The sequence below is a fragment of the Caballeronia jiangsuensis genome (genome assembly GCF_046030135.1).
GTDB lineage: Bacteria > Pseudomonadota > Gammaproteobacteria > Burkholderiales > Burkholderiaceae > Caballeronia > Caballeronia jiangsuensis.
The window spans coordinates 165011-191561 of record NZ_JAQQDB010000016.1 but is presented as its reverse complement, the minus strand read 5'-3'; the positions used below and the strand labels follow the sequence as shown (position 1 = coordinate 191561).

The following is a 26551-nucleotide window of genomic DNA, read 5'->3' as shown; positions in this document are numbered from 1 at the left end:
CAAAGGTGGGGTTTTTGCGTTTCCGGGCCGAATTCCGCGAAGAGCGTTCGTTCCGACACCCGCTCGTCTCCGATAAAGGGTTTCAGTCGGTAGAATGGCGTCGAAAGGTTGTAACCATCATGCCGACCCTTTCCGGAGCGCATATGAGAACGAGCCTGTTGATTGCCGCCGTCAGCGCCGCGTTGCTTGTCGCGGCGTGCGGCAAGAAGAACGACGCGAGCGAGTCCAGCCTGGGCGACGCGATTTCCGCCGACATGAAAACGAACCGCGGTCTGCTCTGCCTGAACCGAAGCGGCCGCGGCCCATACGCGTTCCCATCGGCGTATAGCAATCGCGATCTCAATGAGTACTCCGCTGCCGCGCTGCGCGAGCAGCTCGCCGCGCTCGAGAAGAGCGGGCTGATTGCCCGTGCGGCGCCGACCCCGGCCAACACCAACGCGAAGCAGAACGGCATCGCGTACAGCCTGACCGGCGAAGGCCAGAAGTATGCGGTCGAAACCAGCCGGCCCGCCGGCGACCCCAACGCCACGAGCGACCCGCGCGCCTGGATGCTCTGCTATGCGCACGTCAAGCTGGACAAGGTCGTCGGCTGGACCGAGCCCGATCCGACCGCCCACCGCTCCGATGTCACCTACACCTACAAGCTCGAAAGCGTCGCTCCGTGGATGGACGATCGCGACATCAAGCGCGCCTTTCCCGACGTGACCGCCGCCGACCGCGAAGCCGGTGAAACGAAGCTGCACATCATCCTGGAGCAGCGCGAGGACGGCTGGGTGCGGGTGGATTGACCCCGCAGGCTCCGTTTTCGAGATCACGCATGCCGCCATCTTCCTTCGATCCTTCCGCCGGCCCGCCGCGCATGTCCGATGTCGCGCGTCTCGCCGGCGTTTCGAAGATGACCGTCTCCCGCGTGCTGGCCGGCCACAGCGTCGCGGTGGCGACGCGTGAGCGCGTGCAGAAAGCCATCGACGAACTCGGCTACGTTGCCGATGCCGCGGCGGGCGCGTTGTCGTCCGGACGCTCGGAGTTCGTCGCCGTGCTGGTTCCGTCGCTCGCCAGCTCCAACTTCTCCGACACGGTGCGCGGTCTTGCCGCGTCGCTCGAACCGCACGGTCTGCAATTGCTGATCGGCGACACGGACTACCATCTGGATCGCGAGGAACGGCTCGTGCGCTCGATGTTGCGTCATCAGCCGCGCTGCATCGCGCTGACGGGTTCGCGTCATACGGAAGCGACGCGCACGCTGCTGCGCCGCTCCGGCGTGCCCGTCGTGGAGATGTGGGATTCGCCTTCCGATCCGATCGATGCCGCCGTCGGTTTCTCGAACGTCAGCGCCGCAAGAGAGATGGTGCGGTATCTGGCGGATAAGGGTTACGAACGCATCGGCTTTCTCGGCGGGGCGAGCGAGCTGGACCGCCGCGGCCTGGATCGTCTGAAGGGCTTTCGCGCGCAGATGAGGGCGCTCGGTTTCGACGACGAACGCATCGTTCGTCTGGGCGATTCACCCATCACGATGAGCCACGGCGGCCCCGCGATGGCCGCCTTGCTCGACACCTGGCCCGACACGCAGGCCGTGATGTGCGTGAGCGACATGTCCGCGTTCGGCGCGATAATGGAATGTCACCGGCGCGGCCTCGTCGTGCCTGACGATATCGCCGTTGCGGGCTTCGGTAATTTCGAAGTGGCCGCGTGCTGCACGCCATCGATCACGACGGTCTCCGTCGACGCATACGGCATCGGCCTGCGCACCGGCGCGACCTTGCTCGCGGCGCTGGAGGCGCGTGAGGAAGGCATCGCGGGGCCATCGGGCAAGCGAGTGCGCGTCGCCTATTCCGTGGTGCCGCGCGAAAGCGCCTGAGCCGAAGCAGTGCGGCGATGCGTGCTAACATCGATCGAAATGTTACCGGTAACGCAACGAAAAACAGGGAGACACCCCATGCCCCAACAGAGTCCCAAACGCCTGCGCAGCCAGGAGTGGTTCGACGATCCCTCGCACGCCGACATGACCGCGCTCTACGTCGAGCGATTCATGAACTACGGCCTGACGCGCGAGGAATTGCAATCGGGTCGTCCGATCATCGGCATTGCGCAGACCGGCAGCGATCTCGCGCCGTGCAATCGCCATCACATCGAACTCGCCGCGCGAACGAAGGCGGGCATTCGCGATGCTGGCGGCATTCCGATGGAATTCCCAGTGCATCCGCTCGCGGAGCAGAGCCGCCGTCCGACCGCCGCGCTCGATCGCAATCTCGCGTATCTCGGTCTGGTCGAAATCCTGCACGGCTTTCCGCTCGACGGCGTCGTGCTCACGACCGGTTGCGACAAGACCACGCCCGCGTGCCTGATGGCCGCGGCCACCGTCGATATGCCCGCAATCGTGCTCTCGGGCGGTCCGATGCTCGACGGCTGGCACGAAGGCAAGCGCGTCGGGTCGGGCACCGTGATCTGGCATGCGCGCAATCTGCTCGCGGCGGGCGAGATCGATTACGAAGGCTTCATGCGTCTGACGACCGCGTCGTCGCCGTCCATCGGCCATTGCAATACGATGGGCACCGCGCTCTCGATGAACAGCCTCGCCGAAGCGCTCGGCATGTCGCTGCCGACGTGCGCGAGCATTCCCGCCGCGTATCGCGAGCGCGGGCAGATGGCGTACGCGACGGGCAAGCGCATCGTCGATATGGTGCGCGAGGATCTGAAGCCGTCGAAGATCATGACGCACGATGCGTTCATCAACGCGATCGTGGTCGCTTCGGCGCTCGGTGCATCGACCAATTGCCCGCCGCATCTGATCGCGATCGCGCGGCACATGGGCATCGAGTTGAGTCTCGATGACTGGCAACGCCACGGCGAACAGGTGCCGCTCATCGTGAACTGCATGCCCGCGGGTGAATATCTCGGCGAGAGTTTTCATCGCTCGGGCGGGGTGCCGGCGGTCATGCGGCAACTCGACAAGGCAGGACTCATCAGGCGCGATTGTCTGACCGTGTCGGGCCGCACGATCGGCGAGATCGCGAACGATGCGCCCGCCGCCGACAACGAAGTCATCCGCACCACGGACGATCCGCTGAAGCACGGCGCGGGCTTCATGGTCCTGTCGGGCAATTTCTTCGACAGCGCGATCATGAAGATGTCGGTCGTCGGCGATGCGTTCAGAAAGACGTATTTGAGCGAGCCCGGCGCGGAGAACGCGTTCGAAGCGCGCGCGATCGTCTTCGACGGCCCCGAGGATTACCACGCGCGCATCAACGATCCGTCGCTCGACATCGACGAGCATTGCATCCTCGTGATTCGCGGCTGCGGCACGGTGGGTTATCCGGGCAGCGCGGAAGTCGTGAACATGGCGCCGCCCGCCGAGCTGATCAAACGCGGCATCGATTCGCTGCCGTGCATGGGCGACGGACGCCAGAGCGGCACGTCCGCGAGCCCGTCGATTCTCAACATGTCGCCCGAAGCCGCGGTGGGCGGCGGTCTCGCGCTCCTGCGCACGAACGACAGGATTCGCGTCGATCTGAACGCGCGCAGCGTGAACGTGCTGCTTGACGAAGCCGAACTCGAAAGCCGCCGCGCGCAGTCCGCATTCGCCGCGCCGGTCGCGCAGACGCCGTGGCAGGAACTGTATCGACAAACCGTGGGGCAGTTGTCGACGGGCGGATGTCTCGAGCCCGCGACGCTGTATCTGAAGGTGATCGAAACGCGCGGCAATCCGCGTCATTCACATTGAGCGAGCCGCCATGTCCTACGCCATTTACCCGAGTCTTGCGGACAAGCGCGTCGTCGTGACGGGCGGCGGCAGCGGCATCGGCGCTGCGATCGTCGAGGCGTTCGCGAAGCAGGGCGCGCGCGTGTTTTTCATCGATGTCGCCGAGGCCGATTCGCGTCAGCTCGAACAAACGCTGGCAAGCGAAAAGCATGCGCCAAAGTTTCTGCGTTGCGATCTTCGCGAAGCGGCCGCCATCGAAAAAACTTTCGACGACATCGCCAGCGAAGCCGGTTCCATCGACGTGCTGGTGAACAACGCCGCGAACGACGACCGTCATCAGTGGGACAACGTGAGCGCCGCGTACTGGGACGAGCGCATGGCCGTCAATCTGCGGCATCAGTTCTTCTGCGCGCAGGCTGCGGCCAAGCGCATGCGCACGCAGAAGCACGGCGCGATCGTGAACATGGGCTCGATTTCGTGGCATCTCGCGTTGCCCGATCTCACGCTCTACATGACCGCGAAGGCCGGGATCGAAGGACTCACGCGCGGGCTCGCGCGTGATCTGGGCGAGCACGGCATCCGCGTGAACACGGTGATTCCGGGCGCGGTGCGCACGCCGCGTCAGATGAAGATGTGGCAGTCGCCCGAAAGCGAGGCGAAGCTTCTCGCGCAACAGTGTCTGCACGAGCGGATCGATCCCGAGCACATCGCGCGCATGGTGCTGTTCCTCGCCTCCGATGATGCGGCACGCTGCACCGCGCGCGATTATTACGTCGATGCGGGGTGGTTCGGGACGTAACGCGTTACGTAACGAAGGCCGATCGGTTCAGAGGCGCGCATCGCGCCGACGCACCGCTTTCGGCTTCGCCTTGACCGTCGGCATCGTGCCGTTTTCGATGTAGTGCTGCACGGCGTCGGCGGCTTCGTCATAGCCGCGTTCATCGAGCCAATGCCAGACGGCCGCGAGAAAGAGACCGAGCCCCGCATGCCCGCAATGGGCGATCACCTCCGCGATGCCTTCCGCGAGCGCCTCGTTGCGGCCTTCGGGCTGCAACGCGCTCGCCACATGCGATGCCGCGCGCGATACCAGCATCGCGTGCATCGTATGCAATTGCGGGTTGAACGTGCGTACGGCGCTTTTTCTTTGACTGCTGCCCATGAAACCCCCGTCTCTGGCACTGGCGTGCTACGTGCCCGGATGCGATGACCGCATCGAAAAAAAGAGCGCGCGCCGCGATTGATTGTTCGAAGGCGCCTTTTCCCGGCGCCGGGGTGGGCTAATGCAAGAAGCGGGCCGACACGCGATTCCGCTCCGCGCATTTTCCAGTTGCGCCTTATGCGGCGGTGCAGCGCGCATCTTGCTTAGTGCGGAGAGAAAAGCGCGCAAAGACGATTCGTCATGCATTTCGTACAATCGAAAGTCGTATGCGGCACGCAAACCATCAAAACATGCGCCTAATGTCCTACTTTTGGTCCGCTGTGTTCGCGCTGCTCGCCGGTTGCTCGTCAACGACAGCGGCACGCAGCGAGGAACCCGCGTCCGCAGCGGAATCGCAAGCGCCGCAGCCGCTGCATCACGCGAAGCGCACCGCGTCCGGCTATGAAAACAACTACGGTCATCTGCCGCGGGAATCGTTTCTGAAGTGGCGCTGGGAGCGCTTTACGCAAGGCTTGCCGAAGCCGCCCGCGAACGGCTATCACTTTCCGATGGCGCATCCCGACATCGCGTGGCTCAAGGCCAACCGCACCGCCGATACCCTCACGTGGATCGGTCACGCGACCGCGCTGGTGCAGATCGACGGCGTGAACATCCTCACGGATCCGGTGTTCTCGGAACGCGCGTCGCCGTTCTCGTTCGCGGGCCCGAAGCGCAAGACGCCGCCCGGCCTCACGCTCGATGAGCTGCCGCACATCGACATCGTGCTGATCTCGCACAACCACTACGATCATCTCGACAAGCCGAGCATCGAGGCGCTCAACCGGCAGGCGGGCGGCCCGCCGCGCTTTCTCGTGCCGCTCGGCATCAGGCAGTGGATGAACGATATCGGCGTGACGAACGTCGAAGAGCTCGACTGGAGCGACGAGACGCACGCCGCCGGGCTCGATATCTGGTTCGTGCCGAGCCAGCACTGGTCGGCGCGCACGCCGTTCGACCGCGCGGAAACGCTGTGGGGCGGCTGGGTCGTGAAGACGCCGGCGGGCGCGGCGCATCCGTACTCGTTTTACTTCGCCGGCGACACGGGCTATTCGCCGGATTTCCGCGATATCGGCGCGCGTTTCGGCGGTTTCGATCTCGCGCTGATTCCGATCGGCGCCTACGATCCGCGCTGGTTCATGCACGCGCAGCACGTCGATCCCGAGGAAGCCGTGCGCATCTTTCAGGACGTCCACGCGAAGAAAGCGATCGGCATTCACTGGGGTTCGTTCGAACTGACCGACGAGCCGCTCGACGAGCCGCCGCGCCGCCTTGCCGACGCGGTGCGCCGCGCCGGCCTGCCCGAAGACGCGTTCACCGTGCTGAAACACGGCGACATGATTCATCTCGACACGCCGAATTCAAGCGCGGCCACAATCGGTCGTTAACACGGCCTGACAGCGCGCCTTTACGCGCGTAAATTCATCCTACAATTGAGACGCCTCGTTATCGAGGCGGGCTCGCGGTTGCGCGCGGCGCGGCAATCGTCTTTATCCCTTGATGAGGCTCATCGCGTGAAGCAACTGTCCATTCGGCATCGCATTCTGGCGAGCTTTGGCATCATCCTCTTCCTGATGCTCGTCATGGCCGCGCTGTCGTACACGCTGCTCGGCGGTATCGATCGCGAAGCGAAGAGCCTCGAAGACGACTCGATGCTCGGCTTCTCGCTTTCCAACGATCTGCGCGCGGCGTGGTTCGAGAACTACACGATTACGCAACGGCTCGTCTTCATCGACAAAGACGCCGAGCAGGCGCGCCGCGACACGCAGCGTCTCACCGAAACGCGCGCGACGATCGACAAGCTGATGGACACCTACGTGCCCACCATCTTCGAGGACGAAGACCGCCGCCTCTTCAACGACTTCAAGCGTCAGCGCGACCTCTACCTGCCGGTGCAGGACCAGACGCTGCGCGAGCTCGCGAGCTCGAAGGACACGGCTGCCGCAACCTTCAACACGCGCCTCACGCCGGTATGGGAAGCGGGGCAGACCGCGACGCGCGCGCTAGTGGACCATAACGAGACCTTCAACGCGAAGTCGGTGGAAAGCATTCGCGGCTCGGTGCAGAAGTCGGAAGTGACGCTCATCGTCATCATGCTGATTGCGATCGCGGCGGCGTCGGTGCTCGGCTTCATGCTGATGAAGGCGCTGACGGTGCCGATGCTGCGCATGGTCGATGTCGTCGACAAGATGCGCACCGGCGACCTGACGCAGCGGCTCGCGCTCGCGCGCCGCGACGAATTCGGCACGCTCGAAGCGGGCTTCAATCGCATGACGGACGAACTCACGGGGCTCGTCGGACAGGCGCAGAAGTCGGCCGTGCAGGTAACGACATCGGTGTCCGAAATCGCCGCGACCGCGCGCGAGCAGCAGGCGACCGCGAGCGAAACCGCCGCGACGACGACGGAAATCGGCGCGACCTCGCGCGAGATTTTCGCCACGGCGCGCGATCTCGTGCGCACGATGAACGAAGTGTCGGGCGTGGCCGAGCAATCGGCGGCGCTCGCGGGCACGGGTCAGGCGGGACTCACGCGCATGGAGGAAACCATGCGCCTCGTGATGGAAGCGGCGGGTTCGGTGAACGGCAAGCTCGCGATCCTCAACGAGAAGGCGGGCAACATCAACCAGGTCGTGGCGACCATCACGAAGGTGGCGGATCAAACCAATCTGCTCTCGCTGAACGCGGCGATCGAGGCGGAGAAGGCGGGCGAATACGGGCGCGGCTTCGCGGTCGTCGCGACCGAAATTCGCCGTCTCGCGGATCAGACGGCCGTCGCCACGTTCGATATCGAGCAGATGGTGAAAGAGATCCAGTCCGCCGTCGCGGCGGGCGTGATGGGCATGGACAAGTTTTCCGAGGAAGTGCGCCGCGGCATGCTCGACGTGCAGCAAGTGGGCGGCCAGCTTTCGCAGATCATCCATCAGGTGCAGACGATGGCGCCGCGTTTCTCGATGATCAACGAAGGCATGCAGACGCAGGCGACCGGCGCGGACCAGATTTCGCAGGCGCTGTCGCAACTGTCCGAAGCCGCGCAGCAGACGGCCGAATCGCTGCGCCAGTCGACGCAGGCGATCGACGACCTCACGCATGTCGCGAACGGCCTGCGCACGGGCGTATCGCGGTTCAAGGTGGCCGCTTGACGTTCCATTGAGGCGCGCCGCGATGCTCTTCGTCCAGTTCACGCTCGACTCCGACCGCTATCTGCTCGACAGCGCGCAGATCGAGCGCATGCTGCCGCTCGCGCCGCTGAAGGCGTTGCCGGGCGCGCCCGAATGGATCGCGGGCGTGCTCGATTACGAAGGCGCGAGCGTGCCCGTCATCGATATCGCGGCACTCGCGCTTTCGCGTGCGTCGCAGGAAAGGCTGTCGACGCGGCTTGCGCTCGTCGCGTATCCGCGTTGCGGCGCGGATGGCGTGATCACGCATCATCGGCTCGGACTGCTGCTCGAACAGGCGACGCGCACCGTCACGTTCGACGCCGCTTCGTTCGGCGATGCGGGCATCGACACGCCGCACGCGCGTTATCTCGGACCGCTCACGCGCGACGATGCCGGACTGCTGCAATGGGTGCGCATCGAGCATCTGCTGCCCGACGACGTGCAGGCGCGGCTCTTCGCGGAGACCGGCGCATGAGCGCGTTACCGACACCTTTTCCCGATGCCGGTCACGGCGAGCCCTTCGGCATCGGCCGCTTCATCGAACTGCTGCATCGCACGATCGGGCTCGATGCCGAATCGATCGGCGCGAACTCCGTGTCGCGCGCGGTGCGTGAGCGTTACAACCTGTGGCGCGACGAGCAGAGCGGCACGCTGGACGACTACTATCGCGCGGTCACGCAAGACGCCGCGCGCATGCAGGAGTTGATCGAAGCGGTCGTCGTGCCGGAAACATGGTTCTTTCGCGATCCCGAAGCCTTCGCCGCGCTCGCGCGTCTTGCGCGCGTGCGCCTGCACGAGCGGCCCGCGAAGGCGGTGCGCGTGCTGAGCGCGCCGTGCTCGACCGGCGAGGAAGCCTATACCGTGGCGATGGCGCTGATCGAAGCGGGCATTCCCGCCGAGCGCTTCACGATCGATGCCATCGACGTGAGCGAACGCGCGCTCGCCGTCGCGCGCCGCGCGCATTACGGACGCAACGCGTTTCGCGGACGCGCGCTCGAGTTTCGCGAGCGTCATTTCCGCGCAGCCGATGGCGGCTGGCAACTCGATCCCGCCATTGCCCAAAGCGTGCGCTTCTCGCAGGCCAATCTGCTGCAACTCGATACGCACGCGTTCGAGCGCTTCGATTTCATTCTGTGCCGCAACGTGCTGATCTATTTCGACCGCGACACACAATGCGCTGTCTTTCGCGTGCTCGATGGACTGCTCGCGCAAGGGGGCACGTTGTTCGTGGGTCCGGCGGAGACGGGTCTGCTGATGCGCGAGGGCATGAGTTCCGCGAACATTCCGCTCGCGTTCGCGTTCAATCGCGCCGAGCGTCAGAGTATGAGCGTCTTCGATGGCGCGTGGCCGGGTGTGCCTCCCGTGAAGACCCCGCCGCCGATGAAGACCGCGTTCGTGCTGCCCGCATGGGCCAGCGCGCCGCCCGTGGTGCGCGCAACGCCTGCGCCGGTTATCAAGCCGCGTGAAGAGACGCGCGTCCAGCCCGAGCCCGCGAACAGCCTCGGACATGCGCGCGAACTCGCCGATGCCGGACAGCTCGACGCCGCCGCGAGCGCCGCGCATGCGTATCTGGGCGTGCATCCGTCCAACGCGGATGCGTACTATCTGCTCGGCGTGATCGCCGATGCGCGTGGCGAGCATCAGGCGTCGCGCGGTCACTATCGGCGCGCGCTGTATCTCGAACCCTCGCATCGCGAGGCGCTCACGCATCTGGCCGCATGCCTTTCGCTCGACGGCGATGAAAGCGGCGCACGTCGATTGCTCGCGCGCGCCGAGCGCGTCACCGGGAGCGCACGATGAACGCCCGCGACATCAACATCATGATCGATATCGACGATTGCTGGAACCGCATCGGCGTGCGCGGCGATGCATCGTGTCCGAAGCTCGAACGCCACGTGCATTGCCGCAATTGCCCGGTTCACGACGAAGCGGCATCGCGCGTGCTCGATCGCGTCGAAGCACGCACGTCGATCGAACAGACGAGCGCGGCGTCGTCGAACGAAACGCGTAGCGTCGGCCAGAAGGACACGCTTTCGTGCCTCGTGTTTCGTATCGGCGGCGAATGGCTCGGCCTGCCGACGACCGTGTGCGCGCAAGTCGCGCAATTGCGTCCGGTGCATTCGCTGCCGCATCGGCGCAATCGCGCGGTGCTGGGCCTCGTCAACGTGCGTGGCCGGTTGATCGTGTGCGCATCGCTTGCACGGCTCTTCGACATCGAAGAACGCGTCGCGAAAGATGCGTCGCACAACCAGGCCCTCGATGCGCGCGAACTCGGCCGTCTGCTCGTGATTCAGCGCGCGCAAGGCCGCGATCATCGCGCGAACGGCGATCATGAAGGTCCGATCGCCTTTCCCGTCGACGCCGTCGACGGCGTGCACCGTTTCACGAGCGCAGAGCTTCAGCCCGTGCCCGCGACGCTCGCGCAGCGTCTGTCGTCGCATGCGCACGCGGTCGCTGCGTTCAAGGACTCGACCGTCGGCCTGCTCGACGCCGATCGTCTCATCGACAGCATGAACCGGAGTCTCACATGACGAGCATCGATCCGGGCCGGTCGTCGTTGCTCGAACTCTTTCAGGAAGAAGCGCGCGGGCAGGCGCAGATTCTTTCCGATGGCCTTATCGCGCTTGAACGCGCACCGCGCGATCCGGTCACGCTCGAAGCGTGCATGCGCGCCGCGCATTCGCTGAAGGGCGCGGCGCGTGTGGTCGGCGTGCCGGTCGGCGTGACGCTCGCGCATGTGATGGAAGATTGCTTCGTCGCCGCGCAGGACGGGCGCGTCGTGCTCGATGCAGGCCATATCGACATGTTGCTGCGTGGCGTCGATCTGATCGTGCAGATCGGCGAGGCGCGCGACATCGATGCGCAAACGGCGCTCGAACGCGACGTGGATGCATTCGTCGATGCGCTCAATGCGCGTCTCGAAGGCGCAGAAGTGGCCGAAGCGCCGCTTTCGAACTACGTCGTTCCGGATCTCTCGGAAGAACTCACGCTCGACGAAACGCCCGAACCGGTTATCGCGCCTTCGCGCACGAACGAAGCCCGCATGTTGCGCATGCGCGCCGACACGCTCGACCGTCTGTTGAGCCACTCGGGCGAATCGCTCGTCGAATCGCGCTGGCTGAAGCCGTTTTCGCAATCGATGCTGCGCGTGAAGCGCATCCAGCACGATGCGAGCCGCGCGCTCGAACGTCTGCACGAAACCCTCACCGAAACGAACGCGACACAACTCGATGCCCGCGCGCACGCCGCGCTCGACGAAGTACGGCGGCTGACGGCCGAAGCGCATCGTCAGTTGAGCGAGCGTCTCGCGGAACTGGAAAACTTCGATCGCCGTTCGACGCATCTCGCGCAACAGATCTACGACGAAGCGCTCGCGTGCCGCATGCGTCCTTTCGTCGACGCGACCGGCGGCTTCGCGCGCATGGTCCGCGATGTCGCGCGCGGGCTCGGCAAGGACGTGCGCCTCGTCATCGCCGGCGAAACGACGCAGGTGGATCGCGACATTCTCGATCTGCTCGACGCGCCGCTCGGCCATCTGTTGCGCAACGCGGTCGATCACGGCATCGAGGAAGCGTCGTTGCGACGCGCGCTCGGCAAGCCTGAAACCGGCACGATCACGCTCGAAGCGCGCCATAGCGCGGGTTCGCTTTTCATCAGCGTGTCGGATGACGGCGCGGGCGTCGATCTCGATGCACTGCGCCGCGCCGTCGTGCGCAAGAATCTGGCGAACGAGGACACCGCGCATCGTCTCACCGAAGCCGAGCTGCTCGAATTCCTGTTCCTGCCCGGCTTCTCGATGCGCGATGCCGTCACCGATGTCTCCGGGCGCGGCGTCGGTCTCGATGCGGTGCAGGACGTCGTGCGGCAAGTGCGCGGCAGCGTGCGCGTGACGCAGGAAGCAGCCGCGGGCACGCGCTTCACGTTGCAATTGCCGCTTACGCTCTCGGTGATCCGCAGTCTGATCGTCGAGGTCGCGGGCGAGCCTTACGGCCTGCCGCTCGCACATGTCGCGCGCACGCTGGTGCTGCCCGCGAGCGCCATCGACACGCTCGAAGGCCAGCAGCACTTCTCGTTCGACGGCAAGCGCGTCGGCCTCGTCACCGCGCATCAGATTCTGCAAACCGCCGCATTCGAAGCGGCGAGCGATGCGCTCAACGTCGTCGTGATCGGGCAGGGCGCGGCGAGCTACGGCATCGTCATCGACCGCTTTCTCGGCGAGCGCATGCTCGTCGTGCAACCGCTCGACAAGCGGCTCGGCAAGGTGCGCAACATCGCGGCGGGCGCGCTGATGGAAAACGGCGACCCGCTGCTCATCGCCGATCTCGACGACTGGCTGCGCTCGGTCGAAAAGCTCGTCGGCAGCGGCGAGCTCGGGCGCGTGGGCGCGGGCGCGGCGCGCGCGGCCGTGATGAGCGCGAAGCGCGTGCTCGTCGTCGACGATTCGCTCACCGTGCGCGAGCTCGAACGCAAGCTGCTCGCGTCGCGCGGCTACGACGTGTCGGTGGCGGTCGATGGCATGGACGGCTGGAATGCGGTGCGCGGCGAGCGCTTCGATCTCGTCATCACCGATATCGACATGCCGCGTCTCGACGGCATCGAACTCGTCACGCTTATCAAGCGCGATGCGCAACTCTCCGGCCTGCCGGTGATGATCGTGTCGTACAAGGATCGCGCGGAAGACCGTCAGCGCGGCCTCGATGCGGGCGCGGACTATTACCTCGCGAAAGGCAGTTTCCACGATCAGGCGCTCATCGACGCCGTGCGCGATCTCATCGGCGAGGCGAAATCATGAAAATCGGCATCGTCAACGACGTTTCGCTCGCTGTGGAAGCGCTGCGGCGCGCGCTCGCGGCGCGGCCCGACTTCGAAATCGCGTGGGTCGCACACGATGGTCAGCAGGCGATCGACTATTGCGCGGCGCACACGCCCGATGTCGTGCTGATGGATCTCGTGATGCCGAACGTCGATGGCGTGCAGGCGTCGCGGACCATCATGGCGCGCTCGCCGTGCGCGATTCTCGTCGTCACCGTGGATGTAGGCGCGAACGCATGGCGCGTGTATGAAGCGATGGGCGCGGGCGCGCTCGATGCCGTCGATACACCCGCGCTCGCCGGCGCCGATGCGCGTCGCGGCGCGGCGGCATTGATCGCGAAGATCGACCAGATCGGCGCGCGGCTCGCGTCGTCCAGTGCATCGTCCGCAAGCGCGCTGAGCCTGCCGAAAAGCAATGCGCGGCTCGTCGCGATCGGCGCATCGGCGGGCGGGCCGGCCGCGCTCGCGACGCTGCTCGGCGCGTTGCCGAAGGACTTCGCGGCGGCCACCGTCATCGTGCAGCACGTGGATCGCGCGTTCGCGGAAGGCATGGCGCAGTGGCTCGATGCGCAATCGGCGCTGCCCGTGCGTGTCGCGCGCGAAGGCGACAAACCCGTGCCGGGCGAAGTGCTGCTCGCCGCGACCAACGACCATCTCCATTTCGCCGATGCCACGCGGCTCGGCTACACCGCGCATCCCGAGCAACTGCCTTACCGGCCTTCCGTCGACGTGTTCTTTCAGAGCGTGACCGAGCGCTGGACCGGACGTGCGATCGGCGTGCTGCTGACGGGCATGGGACGCGATGGCGCGATTGGCCTGAAGGCGATGCGCGCGAAGGGCTATCACACGATCGCGCAGGACGAGGCGACGAGCGCGGTGTATGGCATGCCGAAGGCCGCGGCCGCGCTCAATGCGGCGGTGTCGATCCTGCCGCTGCCGCGCATCGCCGGCGCAATCGCCACGGCATTCGACTGATTTCGCAACGAACCAACCGATAAGCACTCAATAAAGGACACGTTCATGAAACTTCCTCATCCCGATCCGTTGGCCGAGCGCGCGAGACGGGCCGCGTCGGCAGCGGCGGCGAGCATCGAGCGCGCGGGCTCGCGTGCGATGGCGGACGAGCGCGCCGTGTCCGATCTGCTGGCGGCCGCATTGAACGCGCCGCCCGCCGCCGAGTTGCCGGTGATGGTCCTGCTCGTGGACGATCAGGCGATCATCGCGGAGGCGCTGCGCCGCGCGCTCGCGGAAGAGGCGAACGTCGATCTGCACTACTGCGCGAATCCGGAAGAGGCACTGCGCACCGCGCAGGAAACGCGGCCGACCGTGATTCTGCAAGACCTCGTGATGCCCGGCGTCGATGGCCTGACGCTCGTGCGTCAGTACCGCGAGCATCCCGCGACGCGCGACATTCCGATCATCGTGCTTTCGACGAAGGAAGAGCCGCGCATCAAGAGCGCGGCGTTCGCGGCGGGCGCGAACGATTACCTCGTGAAGCTGCCCGATACGATCGAGCTCGTCGCGCGCGTGCGCTATCACTCGCGTTCGTATCAGAACCTGTTGCAGCGCGACGAGGCGTATCGCGCGCTGCGTCAGTCGCAGCAGAAGCTGCTCGAAACGAATCTGGAATTGCAGCGGCTGACGCATTCGGACGGGCTGACGGGTCTGTCGAATCGCCGCCGTCTCGATGATTATCTGAATGCCGAATGGCGGCGTGCGGCACGCGAGCATGCGGCCATCGGTTTCCTGATGATCGATGTCGATAACTTCAAGTCGTACAACGATACCTATGGGCACGTTGCAGGCGACGATGTGCTGAAGCTCGTCGCGCATACGATCGAGACGAGCCTCAATAGCCCCACCGATCTCGCCGCGCGTTTCGGCGGCGAAGAGTTCGCGGTGGTGCTACTGTCGTCGTCAGCGCCGGGATTGCGGCTGCTCGGCGAGAAAATACGCATCGCGGTCGAGGCGCTCGATGTGCCGCATACCGGTTCGTCGAGCGGGCGTGTGACGATCAGCGTCGGCGGCGCGACGCAGATGGCTACATACGACGATGCATCGAAGCAACTTGTCGAAGCGGCCGATCTCGCGCTCTATCGGGCGAAGCGGGACGGGAAGAACCGGGTGATCATTACTTGATTTGCGGCGTTTTTTAACGAGCAAAAGAACGCGCGGCCTCGAACAGGGGCCGCGCGTTCTCGTTTGTCGAGCCTGCTAGGTGGACAGCCTCATCGCCTGAACACGCCGAGCAACAAGGTCGCCAGAAAGATCACGATGAAGATGAAGAACAGGATCTTGGCGATTTCCGCCGCGCCCGTGGCGATGCCGCCGAAGCCGAAGAAGGCCGCGATGATCGCGATGATGAAGAAGATGACAGCGTAACGGAGCATGAAGCCCTCCCTTGGAGATCGGTTGACCGGTTGATTCGCAGGCGGGCCGAAGCCGCCGCTTTCGCTCATCGGATTTTGCCGCGCATCGTTCAAAGCAACGGACGTGCCCAGCGCATGCACGATGCAAAAACGCCGCAATGACCGAAGACATTGCGGCGTTGCGGATCGCGTCTCAATCGGCGCGACGGGCCCGGCTGTCGAGGCTAACGGCCTTGTGTGCGACCGGAGTCGGAATCATCGTCGAGATCATCTTCGTCGTCGACGCTGTTGAGCGCATCCGGCAGGTTGTTCTCCAGTTCATCGCGTTCGATCTGATCGGCCAGGTCGAGGGATTTGCGCGTGGCGGGACCGGATGGGCGATTGGCTCCAGACATGGCGTACTCCTTGAACAGATTTCAAAGCCGCGCCGACGATTCGGCGCGAACCAACGGACTAGCAAGGCATGTACGCGCCGGGCTGAAAACGCCGCCTTAAAGGATCGCTTAAGGATCGTTCGAGCGGCCAAGTGGACAGACGATGCTGGCGAGAAAGAAACGCAGTCCCAAACTTGCAAGCGGGACGGCAGATTTTGCGTGCCGGCGCGTAAGGTCAGTATGCACCGGACCGGCGTTCGAGGCAAAGAGGGCGCGCGCTTTTGATGCAGCGCGCGTTTCGCCTCACGCATCAATCGAAGAAATGAGCGACGATCGGATACAGCGACAGCACGAGCAACACGGCCATCGTGATGTTGAAGATGCGCAGCCAGCGCGGATTCGCGAGAAAGCGCCGCAGCGACGTGCCGAACGCGGCCCACATCGTGATGCACGGCAGCCCGATCACGACCAGCACCAGCGCCATCAGCGCCGCGTTCAGCGAGAGGCTCGCGTGCAAGTGGATGGTCGTCGCGGCGGTGAGCACCATCATCCACGCTTTGGGATTGATCCACTGGAACGCGATCGCTTCGTGAAAACGCATCGGGCGCGCCTGGCCATCGCGCATCTGCACCGAGGACGACGTGCCGATCTTCCACGCCAGATACAGCAGGTACGCGACGCTCGCCGCTTCCAGCACGGTGTAGAGGAACGGCAGACGCTCGAACGCCTGCGCCAGCCCGAGCCCGACCGCGATCATGAGAATCGCCATGCCCGCGCTGATGCCGAGCACGTGCGGCACCGTGCGCTTCAGGCCGAAATTGACGCCCGAGGCGAGCAGCATCGTGTTGTTGGGGCCGGGCGTGATCGTTGTCACCAGCGCGAACAGCGCGGCGGCGGGCAGGGCATTCAGGAGTTCGGTGGGCATGGCGCGCTCCGGTAATGGCAGATTCGATGGCGCCAAGTGTACGGGAGCTAACCGGTACAGTACCGATACAGATTCGGAGAAGCCTTCCGGTACGGATGCCGACCGTGGCGGGCCGGCCCGCCACGCGTTCGACGCGCTTACACCGGGAACGGATTGCGTTCCGCGAATCCTTGCTGATGCCAGTACGGATACGCCGGCTTGACCGTGCTCGCCTCATCGAGCTTCTTCACCTGCTCCGCGGTCAGATTCCAACCGACCGCGCCCAGGTTCTGCCGCAGTTGCTCCTCGTTGCGCGCGCCGATGAGCACCGTCGCCACCGTCGGACGTTGCAGCAGCCAGTTGAGCGCGATCTGCGGCACCGTCTTGCCGGTTTCCTCGGCGATGGCGTCGAGCGCATCGACGACGCGATACAGATACTCGTCCGGCACCGGCGGCCCCATGTCGGCGGTCTTGTGCAGGCGGCTCGTCTCGGGCAGCGGCTGGCCGCGGCGAATCTTGCCGGTGAGACGTCCCCAGCCGAGCGGGCTCCACACCACCGCGCCGACGCCCTGATCGATCCCGAGCGGCATCAGCTCCCATTCGTAATCGCGGCCGATGAGCGAGTAGTACGTCTGATTGGCGACATAGCGCGGATAGCCGTAGCGGTCCGCCACATCGAGCGATTTCTGCAGATGCCAGCCCGAGAAATTCGACACGCCCGTATAGCGGATCTTGCCCGCGCGCACGAGATCGTCGAGTGTGGAAAGCGTCTCTTCGACGGGCGTTTTCGCATCGAAGCCGTGCAGCTGGAAGATGTCGATGTAATCCGTCTGCAGGCGCTGAAGCGCCGCGTTCACGGCCTGAATGAGATGAAAGCGCGACGATCCGACGGCGTTCGGATCGTCCTCGTCGAAGCGGAACGTGGCCTTGGTCGAGATGATGACCTTGTCGCGGCGGCCCTTGAGCGCTTCGCCGAGTATCGATTCCGATGAACCGCGCGAGTAGATGTCGGCGGTGTCGAACATCGTGACGCCCGCATCGAGGCAGATGTCGACGAGCTTGCGCGCCTCGCTCACGTCGGTCTCGCCCCATGCCTGAAAGAATTCGCCCTTGCCGCCGAAAGTGCCGGTGCCGAAGCTCAATACGGGAACCCTGAAGCCCGAAGCACCGAGATGTCGATATTCCATTGCGTGTCCTCGTGGATGAAGCCGGTGGGCGTCGCGCTTCGTGTGTGAAGCGCGGCGCAACGAACGTCCATCGACGAGACTACCGCAACGGCTTCGCGCATGCAGGACGCAGGCGCTAGCGCCGGTTGGCCGCCCGGTCGCCGAGCGAATCGTAGATCGGCGGCACGCGCAGGAGCATCGGCACGACCATCGCGGTGAAGCAGGCGGTGAGCATCGGCAGGAGCAGGGTGAAGCTCGCCGTCATCTCGGTGACGAGCACGATGCCCGTGACCGGCGCACGCACCACCGCGACGAAGAACGCCGCCATGCCGACGACCGCGAACGTGCCCGTGTCGCCGGTTGCGGGCGCCATGCCGGGGAACCAGTCGAGACACACGCGGCCGAACAGGAGGCCCATCTGCGCACCGAGCGCGAGCATCGGCGCGAAGATGCCGCCGGGCGCGCCCGCCGCGTACGACACCGGTCCGAGCAAGAAGCGCAACGCGAACATCGCGGCCACGCCCGCGAGCGTGCCGCTGCCGAGGAGCGCGCGCTCGGTCAGCGCATCGCCGCCGCCCGCGAGATCCGGCGCGAACCAGGCGAGCAGGCCGACCGCCGCGCCGACTATCGCCGCGCGCATCGTCGCGTGTTTCACCGATCCGGACGGCCCGAAAGAGTCGGCGATGTCGAGCGTCCAGACGATGAGCCGGCTATACGCCGCGCCCAGCAAACCCAGCAACGCGCCGAGCAACAGATGCGCGCCGGTCATCTCGAAGCCGGGAAACGGTTGCGCCGGGAGATGGAAGTCGGGGAAGTCGCCATGCAGCAGACGCGCCATCGCGATCGCGCTCGCCGATGCGCCGAGCGCCGCGACCGCCGTGCGCGCATCGAAGCGGCGCGTGAGTTCTTCGAGCACGAACACGGCGCCCGCGATCGGCGCATTGAACGCGGTCGCGAGCCCCGCGCCCGCGCCGGCCGCGAGCAGCACGCGGCAATCGACGACGTTGCGCCTGAAGAACGTGCCGATGGCATGCGCGATCGATGCGCCCATCTGCACCGTCGGCCCTTCGCGGCCGAGCGCGAGCCCCGCGCCGATGGCGAGCACGCCGCCCACGAACTTGATCGGAATGAGCACGAGCGGCGCGGGCGGCAATCTGCCGTGCAGCACCGCTTCGACATGCGGAATGCCGCTGCCGCTCGCCATCGGCGCGAAGCGCGCGACGAGCCACGCGGCGAGCGCGGCGGCGGCCGTCGCCGCAAGCACGACGAGCACGATCGCCCAGTCGTGTCCCGCGTGCGCCCACGCGACGAACGCGTTGCGCCATGCATCGGCGCTTTCGAGCGCGAAGCGAAAGAGCACGCCGATCGCGCCCGTCACCGCGCCCACGACGACCGATGCCGCCGCGAGCGCGACGAGTCCCGCGTGCTCGTCGTCCTGATTGTTGACTTCGTTGTCGTTCATCGGGCAGCTCGCTCCGGAATCGGCAAATGCAACGAAGCGTATCACCGCGCGGCGCGGCGGGCATGGTGCTTGCAAAACGAAAGTTATTTCGACGCGGAGTGCTGTCGAGAGCACATGAGTCAAGCCAATCACGACGAGCCGTTTTTCCAGCCAGGACGCAATTGCGCGAGCGTGCGTCATGCAGAGCGCTTCAGCTTGCTCATCGACGGCGCGGATTATTTCCGCGTGCTGCGCGAGGCGCTCACGCGCGCGGAACGCACCGTGTTCATCCTCGGCTGGGACATCGACAGCCGCATGAAGCTCACGCCCGAAGGCGCGGACGACGGTTATCCCGAAGCGCTCGGCGATTTTCTGCACGCGATCACGGGCGACAAGCGACGCCTGCGCATCTACATTCTCGCGTGGGATTTCGCGATGCTCTATGCCTTCGAGCGCGAGTGGCTGCCGGTCTACAAGATGGGCTGGCGCACGAACCGGCGCATCGCGTTCCAGATGGATGGCAAGCATCCGCTCGGCGGCTCGCAACATCAGAAGATCGTCGTGATCGACGATCGTCTCGCATTCGTCGGCGGTCTCGATCTCACGCGCTCGCGCTGGGATACGACCGCGCACGCGCCCGACGAGCCGCTGCGCCGCGATGCGAACGGCGCGGCCTATCAGCCGTTCCACGATGTCCACACGATGTTCGACGGCGACGCCGCGCGCGAGATCGGCCTGCTCGCACGCGAACGATGGGCTCGCGCATGCGACAAGCGCCTCGCGATCCGCGCGCATCGCGCGGCCTTTCAGCAAGACCCGTGGCCGCCTTCGCGACGCGTCGATCTCGATGATGTCGACATCGCCATCTCGCTCACCGAACCGGACTATCTCGGCCGCGAACCGGTGCAGCAGATTCGCACGCAGTATCTCGACGCCATCGCGCGGGCGCGGCGCAGCATCTATATCGAGAACCAGTACTTCACGTCGGGCACGGTCGGCGCTGCGCTCGCCGATTCGCTCGCGCGCGAGGACGGCCCCGATCTCGCCATCGTCGTGCCGCGCAATCAGAGCGGCTGGCTGCAGGAAGTGACGATGGGCGTGCTGCGCGCGCGTCTGCACACGCTGCTCAGGCGCGCCGATACGCATGGCCGCTACCGGCTCTTGTGCCCGAGCGTGCCGAATCTGGGCGACGAAATCGTCAACGTGCACAGCAAGCTGATGATCGTCGACGATGAATTGCTGATCGTCGGCTCGGCCAACCTGAACAATCGTTCGATGGTGCTCGACAGCGAGTGCAACGTGTCGATCGACGCGGGCGCCGATGCGCGCATCCGCCGCGCGATCGCGACGATGCGCGACACGTTGCTCGCGGAGCATCTCGGCTGCGAGATCGCAGATGTAGTGCGCGAGCGCGACGCACGAGGCGGCATGAACGCCGCGATTCAGGCGCTGCTGCGCGATCGCGACGAGCATCGCACGCTGGTGCCGCTCGACCCGCAAGTGTCGACGGAACTCGATCAACTGATTCCGCCCGAAGCGCTGATTGATCCCGAAACGCCGATCGCCGCCGACGAACTCGTCGATCAGTTCGTGCCCGCGGAGAAGACGCGCCCGCTCATCGGACGCTTCGCGCTGCTCGGCGTGCTCGCGCTGATGATCGTAGGCGTGGCGGCGCTGTGGCACTGGACGCCGCTCGGCGACTACGCGAACCTGAAGTCGCTCACGAACGCAACGCGCCATATCGACTCGCTGCCGCTCGCGCCGTTGTGGATCGTCGTCTGTTACGTCGCTGCTGCGGTCATGTCGGTGCCGATCACGCTGCTCAACGCGGCGACGGGCCTCGTCTTCGGCGCGTCATGGGGCGGCGCTTACGCGTTCCTCGGCACGACGATCGCGGCAGCCATTTCCTATTCGCTCGGCAACTGGCTCGGCCGCGATGCGGTGCGCAAGCTCGCGGGCGCACGCGTGAACCGGTTGTCCGAGCGCGTCGCGAAGCGCGGCATCGTCGCGGTGGTCGTGTTGCGGCTGCTGCCGGTCGCGCCGTTTGCGATCGTCAATCTCGTCGCGGGCGCATCGCATATCCGCATGCGCGACTTCATGATCGGCACGATGCTCGGCATGGGTCCGGGCATCTTTCTGACGGTCGCGTTCGCGCATCAGCTCGTCGCGTCGCTGCATCGGCCGACGATCGGCTCGTTCGCGGTGCTGATCGGCATCGGCGCGGTGTTGATCGGCGTGTCGCTGCTGCTGCAGCGCTTTCTCGGCCGCGCGGATCAGAAGGAAGCCCACGAAGGCGCGCCGGGCGATGCCGACAAGCCGCGTGCAAGCGACGAAGCCCGGCGTGCGAGCGAGCTGCGCGAAAACGGCACGATGCCGCGCGATGCGACGGCGCGCGCATCGACGAGAAACGAGCGGCCCGACGAGGTCAACTCATGACGTTGACGCGTGGAGAGCTGCGTATCGCGACATACAACCTGCATGGCGCGATAGGCATCGACGGGAAGTTCTCGCCCGAGCGCATCGGCGCAGTGCTCGCGGAGATCGATGCCGACATCTTCGCGCTTCAGGAAGTGCCGCTCGGCGGCAGCGGTTCGCCCGATGTGCTCGATGTGCTGCAACGCATGACGAACCTTCACGCGGTCGCGGGCCCGACGCTCGATACGCCCGAGCGCCGTTACGGCAACGCGGTGCTCACGCGCTATCCGGTGCGCGCGGTGCGCACGCTCGATCTGTCGTTCAGAAGCCGCGAGCCGCGCGGCGCACTCGATGCCGACATCGATTGCGGCGGCGAACTGTGGCGCGTCGTCGCGACGCATCTCGGTCTTGCATCGAGCGAACGGCGTGCACAAGTGGAGCAAGTGTTGCAAAACTTCGATACGCCCGCGCTGCCCGTGATCCTGCTCGGCGATCTCAACGAGTGGTTCGTCTATGGCCGGACGTTGCGGCGGCTCGTCACGCACTTTCATCGCGCGAGCGCGTTGCGCACCTTTCCGACGCGCTATCCGCTCTTCGCGCTCGATCGCATCTGGGTGCATCCCGGCGAGCGTCTCATGCGTGTCGACGTGCATCGCACACGGCTGTCGCGCATCGCTTCCGATCACTATCCGCTCATCGCTCACATCGCACATCGCGCGTTTGCATCGTCCATGCAGGGTTAAAACGCATGACGTGTTCGATGTAAACGCAGCGAAGAACATCGCCAAGGTTGCCTTCATGGCTCGCGTGTCAGCGCGACACCACGAAAAACCCCTATAAAAACGATATAAAAGCGCAAAAGACTCGCACGAACTCGCTTGCCCTATGTAGAATCCGGCGTGATACGAACGCATCGGTGCGAACGTATTCGAATATCACTGACCAAAAAACAGGTAGGAGAAACATGCCGACTTCCGCTAAAACCGCTGCAAAGAAGGCCCCGGCCAAGAAGGCCACGGCGAAGACCGCCGCCGCACCGGCGAAGAAAGCTGCAGCACCGAAGGTTGCCGCGAAGAAAGTAGCCGCGAAGAAGACCACGGGCGCTCCCTCGCCGATCAAGGATACGTTCACGAAGGCATCGCTCGCGACGCATCTCGCAGATCGCGCCGCTGTCGATCTCAAGGCTGTGAAGGCCGTGCTGGTCGCGCTGGAAGACACCATCCTCGGTTCGATCCACAAGAAGGGCGCTGGCGAATTCACGCTGTCGGGCCTGCTGAAGATCTCCGCGCAATCCGTGCCGGCGAAGAAGAAGCGCTTCGGCAAGGACCCGTTCACGGGCGCAGAGCGCTGGTTCCCGGCCAAGCCGGCAAGCGTTCGCATCAAGGCGCGCGCGTTGAAGAAGCTGAAGGACGCAGCGGCTTAAGTTTCTCTAGCCTGCGTTGCGGCTTTGGTTTCGTTGGCGAAATCGAAGCTCGATGAAAAAGAGGCCAGCTTCCCTTCAGTGGGATGCTGGCCTCTTTTGCTTGTGCGTTTCGATCAGCCGCGCACGTTGAATGGCGCGAAGACCTCGCTCAACCAGTCCGCGAAAACCCGTACGCGCGCGGAGAGCTGACGGTTCTGCGGATAGAGCACGGAGACGGGCATGGGCGGAGGCGGAAGGTCTGGAAGCACGACTTGCAGACGGCCATCGGCGAGGGCATCGTCGATGTGATAGCGCGGCACCTGCACGATGCCGAGCCCCGCGATCGCCGCTTGCGTATAGAGTTCGACGCCCGACACCGAAACCGCCGCCCGCAGTTCGATGGTCTCGATACGCTCATCGACTGTGAATTCGAGCGGCAGCACGCGGCCCGTCGCGCTCGATACGAAGTTCACCGCGCGATGCGACGCCAGCGCTTCGAGATCATGCGGCATGCCTTCACGCGCGAGATACGCGGGACTCGCCACGGTCACCTGTTCGAGCAGCGCAACGCGCCGGCCGATCATCGACGAATCCTGCAACGTGCCCGCGCGCAGCACGCAATCCACACCTTCGCGCACGAGATCGACGAGCCTGTCGTCCTCGCCGATATGCAGTTCGATCTGCGCATGCCGTTCGAGAAACGCGGGCAGTCCCGGCATGATGAAGTGCCGCGCGAGCGTGCCTTGCAGGTTCACGCGCAACAGACCCTTCGGCGCCGTATGTCTGAACGAGCCTTCCGCTTCCTCAAGATCGGCGATCAGACGCACGCAACGCCGATAGTGTTCCTCGCCGTCATGCGTGAGACGCACGGTGCGCGTCGTGCGTTCGAGCAGGCGTGCGCCGAGCCGCTCTTCCATGCGCTTCATCAGATTGGTGACGGTGGCGCGCGGTATCTGCAGATCGTCGGCGGCCTGCGTGAAGCTGTGCCGCTCCGCGATGCGCACGAAGACCTGCATTTCCTGGAATCGATCCATGAGTTCGAGATTGTTGAAGCAACTGGAACGATGATACTAAGCCACACGCGATGATCGCGGAAACGGAATGATTCATCATGCTCTCCATCGAACAGCTTTCCTTGAGGAGCACATCATGAGTCAGATCAATACGAAGCGCGTGGCCATCGTCACGGGTGCATCGCGGGGCATCGGCGCACAGATCGCGCGGCGTCTCGCGCGCGACGGCTTCGCGGTCGCGGTGAATTATGCGTCGAGCGCGAAGGAAGCGGATGCGCTCGTCGCCGAATTGCGTGAAGCGGGAAGCGCATCGATCGCGGTGAAGGCGGATGTCGCCAACGCCGACGACGTGCGCCGCATGTTCGAGACCGTCGAAGCGGAACTCGGCAAGATCGATGCGCTGATCAACAACGCGGGCGTGCTCAAGACCGTGCCGCTCGCCGACACGAGCGACGCGCTCTACGAGCAGACCTTCGATATCAACGTGCGCGGCACCTTCAACACGCTCCGCGAAGCGGCGGCGCGCATGAACGGCGGCGGACGCATCGTCAATTTCTCGAGCACGACGCTCGCGCTCAACATGCCCGGCTATGCGATCTACAACGCGACGAAGGCCGCGGTCGAATCGTTCACGCATGTCTTCGCGAAGGAGTTGCGCGGACGCGGCATCACGGTGAATGCGGTTGCACCGGGGCCGGTGGCGACGTCGCTCTTTCTCGACGGCAAGACCGACGAACAGATCGCCACTTTCTCGAAGATGGCGCCGCTGGAAAGACTCGGTCAGCCGGACGATATCGCGTCGGTGGTCGCGTTTCTCGTCGGGCCGGATGCGGGCTGGGTCAACGGACAGGTGCTGCGCGCGAACGGCGGCATCGCCTGAGCCACGCCTAGAACATCAGCGCGAACTGATCGATGGCGACGGCGCGCGGCTTCGTCGCGCGTTTCGTCTGCTGTGTGATGGTTGCGGCGACCGCGCGCACAGGCGCGTCCTGCACGACGAGATGAAACGCCGGCCGCGCATCGCAGGCGATCCACGCGAGCTGTCCTGACGCGAGACGTTTCGCGATCAGGCTGTACACGTCGGAATCGAAAGGGCGCAGATCGGGTGCATCGGCGAGCAGCGGCGCGATGTCGGCACGCGTCGCGCATGTGCCGATATAGCTCCATCGATCGATCACGTGCCATGCCTCGCGGCCGGTTTGTTCGTCGCGCTCGGCGATGGCGATCGGTCCTTCATGCGGCCATTTCACGAGCCGCGCATGGTCGAGCGCGGCGAGCGCGCGCGCCGCGTGATCCGCGAGCGTTTCCGCTCCCGCGCACGATCCGAGGCAGCGTTTCACCTGATAGCCGAAGCAGCCGCGCCCGCGCGACAGCGGCGCTTTTTCGAGTCCGAGCGTCGCATGACAGAGCGTGTGCCCGTCGGCGACATGGCGCATGAACGCAAGCGCCTTCGCCCGCGATGCGAACACGCCGAAGAGATGATCCTCGCGCGACAGATCGCGCCGGCTCGCCTTCACGAGCGCCGGTGCGCTCGCGCCCGGCAGCCACTGCCATGCGCACGTCCCCGACGCACCCTTCAGCAGGCGGTTGTGCGTCGGCTTCAATGCCTTCACGAGCTTCGCTTCGAGCAGCAGCGCGCCGAGTTCCCCGACCGTCTCCCGGCATTCGATGCGGCGGATGGCCTGCGAGATCGACAAGTCCTTCTGAAGCCTGTGATCGCCCGAAAAATGGGCCGCGACGCGCTGTTTCACGTTGATGCTCTTGCCGACATAGAGCGGCACGTCGTCGTCGCCGTGAAAGAGATAGACGCCCGGCGTTGATGGCAACGCATCGAGCGCGCCTTCGGGCAGCGCGGCGGGCAGGCTCGCGCGCCGCACCAGCGTTTTGATGGCGGCATCGACGAGATCCTGCGAATAGAGCGCGTGAATCTTCTGCCAGAACTGCCATAAGAGATCGGCATCGGCGAGCGCGCGATGGCGTCCTTCGGGCGCGAGATTCAGCCGCGCGATGAGCGCATCGAGACCATGCCGCTCCACCGATGGAAAGAGCGCACGCGAGAGCCGCACCGTGCACAGCGTATCCGCGCGAAACGCGATGCCCGCGCGCCGGAATTCGTTCTTGAGAAAGCCGTAATCGAAGCGCGCGTTGTGCGCGACGAAGAGCTTGCCATGAAGACGTTCGGCGAGCGCGGGCGCGAGCGATTCGAAGCTCGGCTGGCCGCGCAGCATCGAATCTTCGATGCCAGTCAGGCGCGAGATGAACGGCGGCACCGGCACACCCGGATCGACGAGCACGCTCCAGCGCTCGATGCCCGCCGTGCTCGCTTCCACCACGCCGATTTCGGTGATGCGATCCTCGGTTGCGTTCGAGCCCGTGGTTTCCAGATCGACGAACACGATCGGGCGCGCGAGTCCCGCGAGCAGGGCGTCGGCGAGGGAATCGGGTTCTTCTTCGAGCGCGTCGGACATGGGTGAAACGTTGAGCATGAACGCCGAGTCTAGCGCAAACGGGCATGCACCATTGCGGCACGTTAAAAAATTCGCACGCGCGAAGTGCTTTCGTTCGATACTGCGAAAAAGCCGCTGAAACAACGCGAAGGACG

24 protein-coding genes are annotated in these 26551 nt (G+C 65.1%); 16 read left to right on the top strand and 8 right to left on the bottom strand.

The window, feature by feature from the left end:
• The 4 genes from PQR08_RS19125 to xylB all read left to right on the top strand — a co-directional run.
• Positions 1-788 (top strand): SEN1982 family lipoprotein (locus tag PQR08_RS19125; RefSeq protein WP_408162117.1); only part of this gene is annotated, 788 nt, incomplete at its 5' end.
• 29 nt (positions 789-817) lie between these two features.
• The gene (locus PQR08_RS19120) at positions 818-1858 is read left to right on the top strand and encodes a LacI family DNA-binding transcriptional regulator (protein WP_250485059.1); all 1041 of its coding nucleotides are present in this window, start codon (positions 818-820) and stop codon (positions 1856-1858) included.
• Between the two features lie 78 nt (positions 1859-1936).
• Complete coding sequence (locus PQR08_RS19115; RefSeq protein ID WP_250485058.1) at positions 1937-3721, top strand: IlvD/Edd family dehydratase; 1785 nt, start codon at positions 1937-1939, stop codon at positions 3719-3721.
• Between the two features lie 10 nt (positions 3722-3731).
• Positions 3732-4499 (top strand): D-xylose 1-dehydrogenase, encoded by a 768-nt coding sequence (gene xylB / locus PQR08_RS19110; RefSeq protein WP_250485057.1) that lies wholly within the window; start codon positions 3732-3734, stop codon positions 4497-4499.
• Between the two features lie 27 nt (positions 4500-4526).
• Here the strand turns inward: xylB and PQR08_RS19105 are convergent, their stop codons facing one another.
• On the bottom strand, positions 4527-4859 hold the full coding sequence (locus PQR08_RS19105; RefSeq protein WP_238213211.1) for a hypothetical protein: 333 nt from the start codon (positions 4857-4859) through the stop codon (positions 4527-4529).
• 299 nt (positions 4860-5158) lie between these two features.
• Between PQR08_RS19105 and PQR08_RS19100 the strand changes: the two genes are divergently transcribed.
• The 8 genes from PQR08_RS19100 to PQR08_RS19065 all read left to right on the top strand — a co-directional run bounded on the left by PQR08_RS19100 (position 5159) and on the right by PQR08_RS19065 (position 15004).
• Positions 5159-6283, top strand: a complete 1125-nt coding sequence (locus PQR08_RS19100; RefSeq protein ID WP_187608047.1) for an MBL fold metallo-hydrolase — start codon at positions 5159-5161, stop codon at positions 6281-6283.
• 126 nt (positions 6284-6409) lie between these two features.
• Positions 6410-8035 carry a methyl-accepting chemotaxis protein gene (locus tag PQR08_RS19095; RefSeq protein ID WP_035509330.1) on the top strand — a complete coding sequence of 542 codons (1626 nt, stop codon included), beginning with the start codon at positions 6410-6412 and terminating at the stop codon, positions 8033-8035.
• 22 nt (positions 8036-8057) lie between these two features.
• On the top strand, positions 8058-8528 hold the full coding sequence (locus tag PQR08_RS19090) for a chemotaxis protein CheW (RefSeq protein ID WP_250485056.1): 471 nt from the start codon (positions 8058-8060) through the stop codon (positions 8526-8528).
• Positions 8525-9853 carry a CheR family methyltransferase gene (locus PQR08_RS19085; protein WP_250485051.1) on the top strand — a complete coding sequence of 443 codons (1329 nt, stop codon included), beginning with the start codon at positions 8525-8527 and terminating at the stop codon, positions 9851-9853. Before PQR08_RS19090 ends, PQR08_RS19085 begins: the two co-directional genes overlap by 4 nt.
• Positions 9850-10584, top strand: coding sequence for a chemotaxis protein CheW (locus tag PQR08_RS19080; protein WP_250485046.1), 735 nt, complete (start codon positions 9850-9852; stop codon positions 10582-10584). Before PQR08_RS19085 ends, PQR08_RS19080 begins: the two co-directional genes overlap by 4 nt.
• The gene (locus PQR08_RS19075) at positions 10581-12845 is read left to right on the top strand and encodes a hybrid sensor histidine kinase/response regulator (RefSeq protein ID WP_250485040.1); all 2265 of its coding nucleotides are present in this window, start codon (positions 10581-10583) and stop codon (positions 12843-12845) included. Before PQR08_RS19080 ends, PQR08_RS19075 begins: the two co-directional genes overlap by 4 nt.
• The gene (locus PQR08_RS19070; protein WP_250485038.1) at positions 12842-13840 is read left to right on the top strand and encodes a chemotaxis response regulator protein-glutamate methylesterase; all 999 of its coding nucleotides are present in this window, start codon (positions 12842-12844) and stop codon (positions 13838-13840) included. The genes PQR08_RS19075 and PQR08_RS19070 overlap by 4 nt, the downstream gene beginning before the upstream one ends.
• Before the next feature lie 45 nt (positions 13841-13885).
• Positions 13886-15004 carry a diguanylate cyclase gene (locus PQR08_RS19065; protein WP_187608040.1) on the top strand — a complete coding sequence of 373 codons (1119 nt, stop codon included), beginning with the start codon at positions 13886-13888 and terminating at the stop codon, positions 15002-15004.
• A gap of 89 nt (positions 15005-15093) precedes the next feature.
• Here the strand turns inward: PQR08_RS19065 and PQR08_RS19060 are convergent, their stop codons facing one another.
• The 5 genes from PQR08_RS19060 to clcA all read right to left on the bottom strand — a co-directional run bounded on the left by PQR08_RS19060 (position 15094) and on the right by clcA (position 19140).
• Positions 15094-15255: a DUF1328 family protein gene (locus PQR08_RS19060; protein ID WP_035509367.1), complete on the bottom strand. Its 162-nt coding sequence runs from the start codon at positions 15253-15255 to the stop codon at positions 15094-15096.
• Between the two features lie 203 nt (positions 15256-15458).
• Positions 15459-15629, bottom strand: coding sequence for a hypothetical protein (locus PQR08_RS19055; protein ID WP_187608039.1), 171 nt, complete (start codon positions 15627-15629; stop codon positions 15459-15461).
• 289 nt (positions 15630-15918) lie between these two features.
• Positions 15919-16533 (bottom strand): LysE family translocator, encoded by a 615-nt coding sequence (locus PQR08_RS19050; protein WP_250485037.1) that lies wholly within the window; start codon positions 16531-16533, stop codon positions 15919-15921.
• Between the two features lie 137 nt (positions 16534-16670).
• The gene (locus PQR08_RS19045) at positions 16671-17699 is read right to left on the bottom strand and encodes an aldo/keto reductase (RefSeq protein ID WP_250485034.1); all 1029 of its coding nucleotides are present in this window, start codon (positions 17697-17699) and stop codon (positions 16671-16673) included.
• Positions 17700-17814: 115 nt separating this feature from the next.
• Positions 17815-19140 carry a H(+)/Cl(-) exchange transporter ClcA gene (clcA, locus tag PQR08_RS19040; protein ID WP_250485033.1) on the bottom strand — a complete coding sequence of 442 codons (1326 nt, stop codon included), beginning with the start codon at positions 19138-19140 and terminating at the stop codon, positions 17815-17817.
• A 114-nt stretch (positions 19141-19254) separates the two neighbouring features.
• On the opposite strand from clcA, the gene PQR08_RS19035 reads away from it, so the two are divergent.
• From PQR08_RS19035 to PQR08_RS19025, 3 genes are all read left to right on the top strand, one after another.
• A complete protein-coding gene (locus PQR08_RS19035) occupies positions 19255-21555 on the top strand; it encodes a VTT domain-containing protein (protein ID WP_408162112.1) in 2301 nt (766 codons plus the stop codon).
• Positions 21552-22277 (top strand): endonuclease/exonuclease/phosphatase family protein, encoded by a 726-nt coding sequence (locus tag PQR08_RS19030; RefSeq protein WP_250485026.1) that lies wholly within the window; start codon positions 21552-21554, stop codon positions 22275-22277. Before PQR08_RS19035 ends, PQR08_RS19030 begins: the two co-directional genes overlap by 4 nt.
• A gap of 221 nt (positions 22278-22498) precedes the next feature.
• Positions 22499-22957: an HU family DNA-binding protein gene (locus PQR08_RS19025; protein ID WP_187608034.1), complete on the top strand. Its 459-nt coding sequence runs from the start codon at positions 22499-22501 to the stop codon at positions 22955-22957.
• 113 nt (positions 22958-23070) lie between these two features.
• On the opposite strand, the gene PQR08_RS19020 is transcribed toward PQR08_RS19025, so the two are convergent.
• Positions 23071-23970: a LysR family transcriptional regulator gene (locus PQR08_RS19020; protein ID WP_250485025.1), complete on the bottom strand. Its 900-nt coding sequence runs from the start codon at positions 23968-23970 to the stop codon at positions 23071-23073.
• 115 nt (positions 23971-24085) lie between these two features.
• Here PQR08_RS19020 and PQR08_RS19015 point away from each other — a divergent pair, with 115 nt between their 5' ends.
• Positions 24086-24829 carry an SDR family oxidoreductase gene (locus tag PQR08_RS19015; RefSeq protein ID WP_250485024.1) on the top strand — a complete coding sequence of 248 codons (744 nt, stop codon included), beginning with the start codon at positions 24086-24088 and terminating at the stop codon, positions 24827-24829.
• Positions 24830-24836: 7 nt separating this feature from the next.
• Here PQR08_RS19015 and PQR08_RS19010 read toward each other — a convergent pair whose 3' ends face one another.
• Complete coding sequence (locus PQR08_RS19010; RefSeq protein WP_250485023.1) at positions 24837-26417, bottom strand: 3'-5' exonuclease family protein; 1581 nt, start codon at positions 26415-26417, stop codon at positions 24837-24839.
• Positions 26418-26551 lie beyond the last annotated feature (134 nt).

Coding starts and splice junctions, on each gene's coding strand:
- PQR08_RS19120 (WP_250485059.1), top strand. CDS start 818: ATGCCGCCATCTTCCTTCGATCCTTCCGCCGGCCCGCCGCGCATGTCC.
- PQR08_RS19115 (WP_250485058.1), top strand. CDS start 1,937: ATGCCCCAACAGAGTCCCAAACGCCTGCGCAGCCAGGAGTGGTTCGAC.
- xylB (WP_250485057.1), top strand. CDS start 3,732: ATGTCCTACGCCATTTACCCGAGTCTTGCGGACAAGCGCGTCGTCGTG.
- PQR08_RS19105 (WP_238213211.1), bottom strand. CDS start 4,859: ATGGGCAGCAGTCAAAGAAAAAGCGCCGTACGCACGTTCAACCCGCAA.
- PQR08_RS19100 (WP_187608047.1), top strand. CDS start 5,159: ATGTCCTACTTTTGGTCCGCTGTGTTCGCGCTGCTCGCCGGTTGCTCG.
- PQR08_RS19090 (WP_250485056.1), top strand. CDS start 8,058: ATGCTCTTCGTCCAGTTCACGCTCGACTCCGACCGCTATCTGCTCGAC.
- PQR08_RS19085 (WP_250485051.1), top strand. CDS start 8,525: ATGAGCGCGTTACCGACACCTTTTCCCGATGCCGGTCACGGCGAGCCC.
- PQR08_RS19080 (WP_250485046.1), top strand. CDS start 9,850: ATGAACGCCCGCGACATCAACATCATGATCGATATCGACGATTGCTGG.
- PQR08_RS19075 (WP_250485040.1), top strand. CDS start 10,581: ATGACGAGCATCGATCCGGGCCGGTCGTCGTTGCTCGAACTCTTTCAG.
- PQR08_RS19070 (WP_250485038.1), top strand. CDS start 12,842: ATGAAAATCGGCATCGTCAACGACGTTTCGCTCGCTGTGGAAGCGCTG.
- PQR08_RS19065 (WP_187608040.1), top strand. CDS start 13,886: ATGAAACTTCCTCATCCCGATCCGTTGGCCGAGCGCGCGAGACGGGCC.
- PQR08_RS19060 (WP_035509367.1), bottom strand. CDS start 15,255: ATGCTCCGTTACGCTGTCATCTTCTTCATCATCGCGATCATCGCGGCC.
- PQR08_RS19055 (WP_187608039.1), bottom strand. CDS start 15,629: ATGTCTGGAGCCAATCGCCCATCCGGTCCCGCCACGCGCAAATCCCTC.
- PQR08_RS19050 (WP_250485037.1), bottom strand. CDS start 16,533: ATGCCCACCGAACTCCTGAATGCCCTGCCCGCCGCCGCGCTGTTCGCG.
- PQR08_RS19045 (WP_250485034.1), bottom strand. CDS start 17,699: ATGGAATATCGACATCTCGGTGCTTCGGGCTTCAGGGTTCCCGTATTG.
- clcA (WP_250485033.1), bottom strand. CDS start 19,140: ATGAACGACAACGAAGTCAACAATCAGGACGACGAGCACGCGGGACTC.
- PQR08_RS19035 (WP_408162112.1), top strand. CDS start 19,255: ATGAGTCAAGCCAATCACGACGAGCCGTTTTTCCAGCCAGGACGCAAT.
- PQR08_RS19030 (WP_250485026.1), top strand. CDS start 21,552: ATGACGTTGACGCGTGGAGAGCTGCGTATCGCGACATACAACCTGCAT.
- PQR08_RS19025 (WP_187608034.1), top strand. CDS start 22,499: ATGCCGACTTCCGCTAAAACCGCTGCAAAGAAGGCCCCGGCCAAGAAG.
- PQR08_RS19020 (WP_250485025.1), bottom strand. CDS start 23,970: ATGGATCGATTCCAGGAAATGCAGGTCTTCGTGCGCATCGCGGAGCGG.
- PQR08_RS19015 (WP_250485024.1), top strand. CDS start 24,086: ATGAGTCAGATCAATACGAAGCGCGTGGCCATCGTCACGGGTGCATCG.
- PQR08_RS19010 (WP_250485023.1), bottom strand. CDS start 26,417: ATGTCCGACGCGCTCGAAGAAGAACCCGATTCCCTCGCCGACGCCCTG.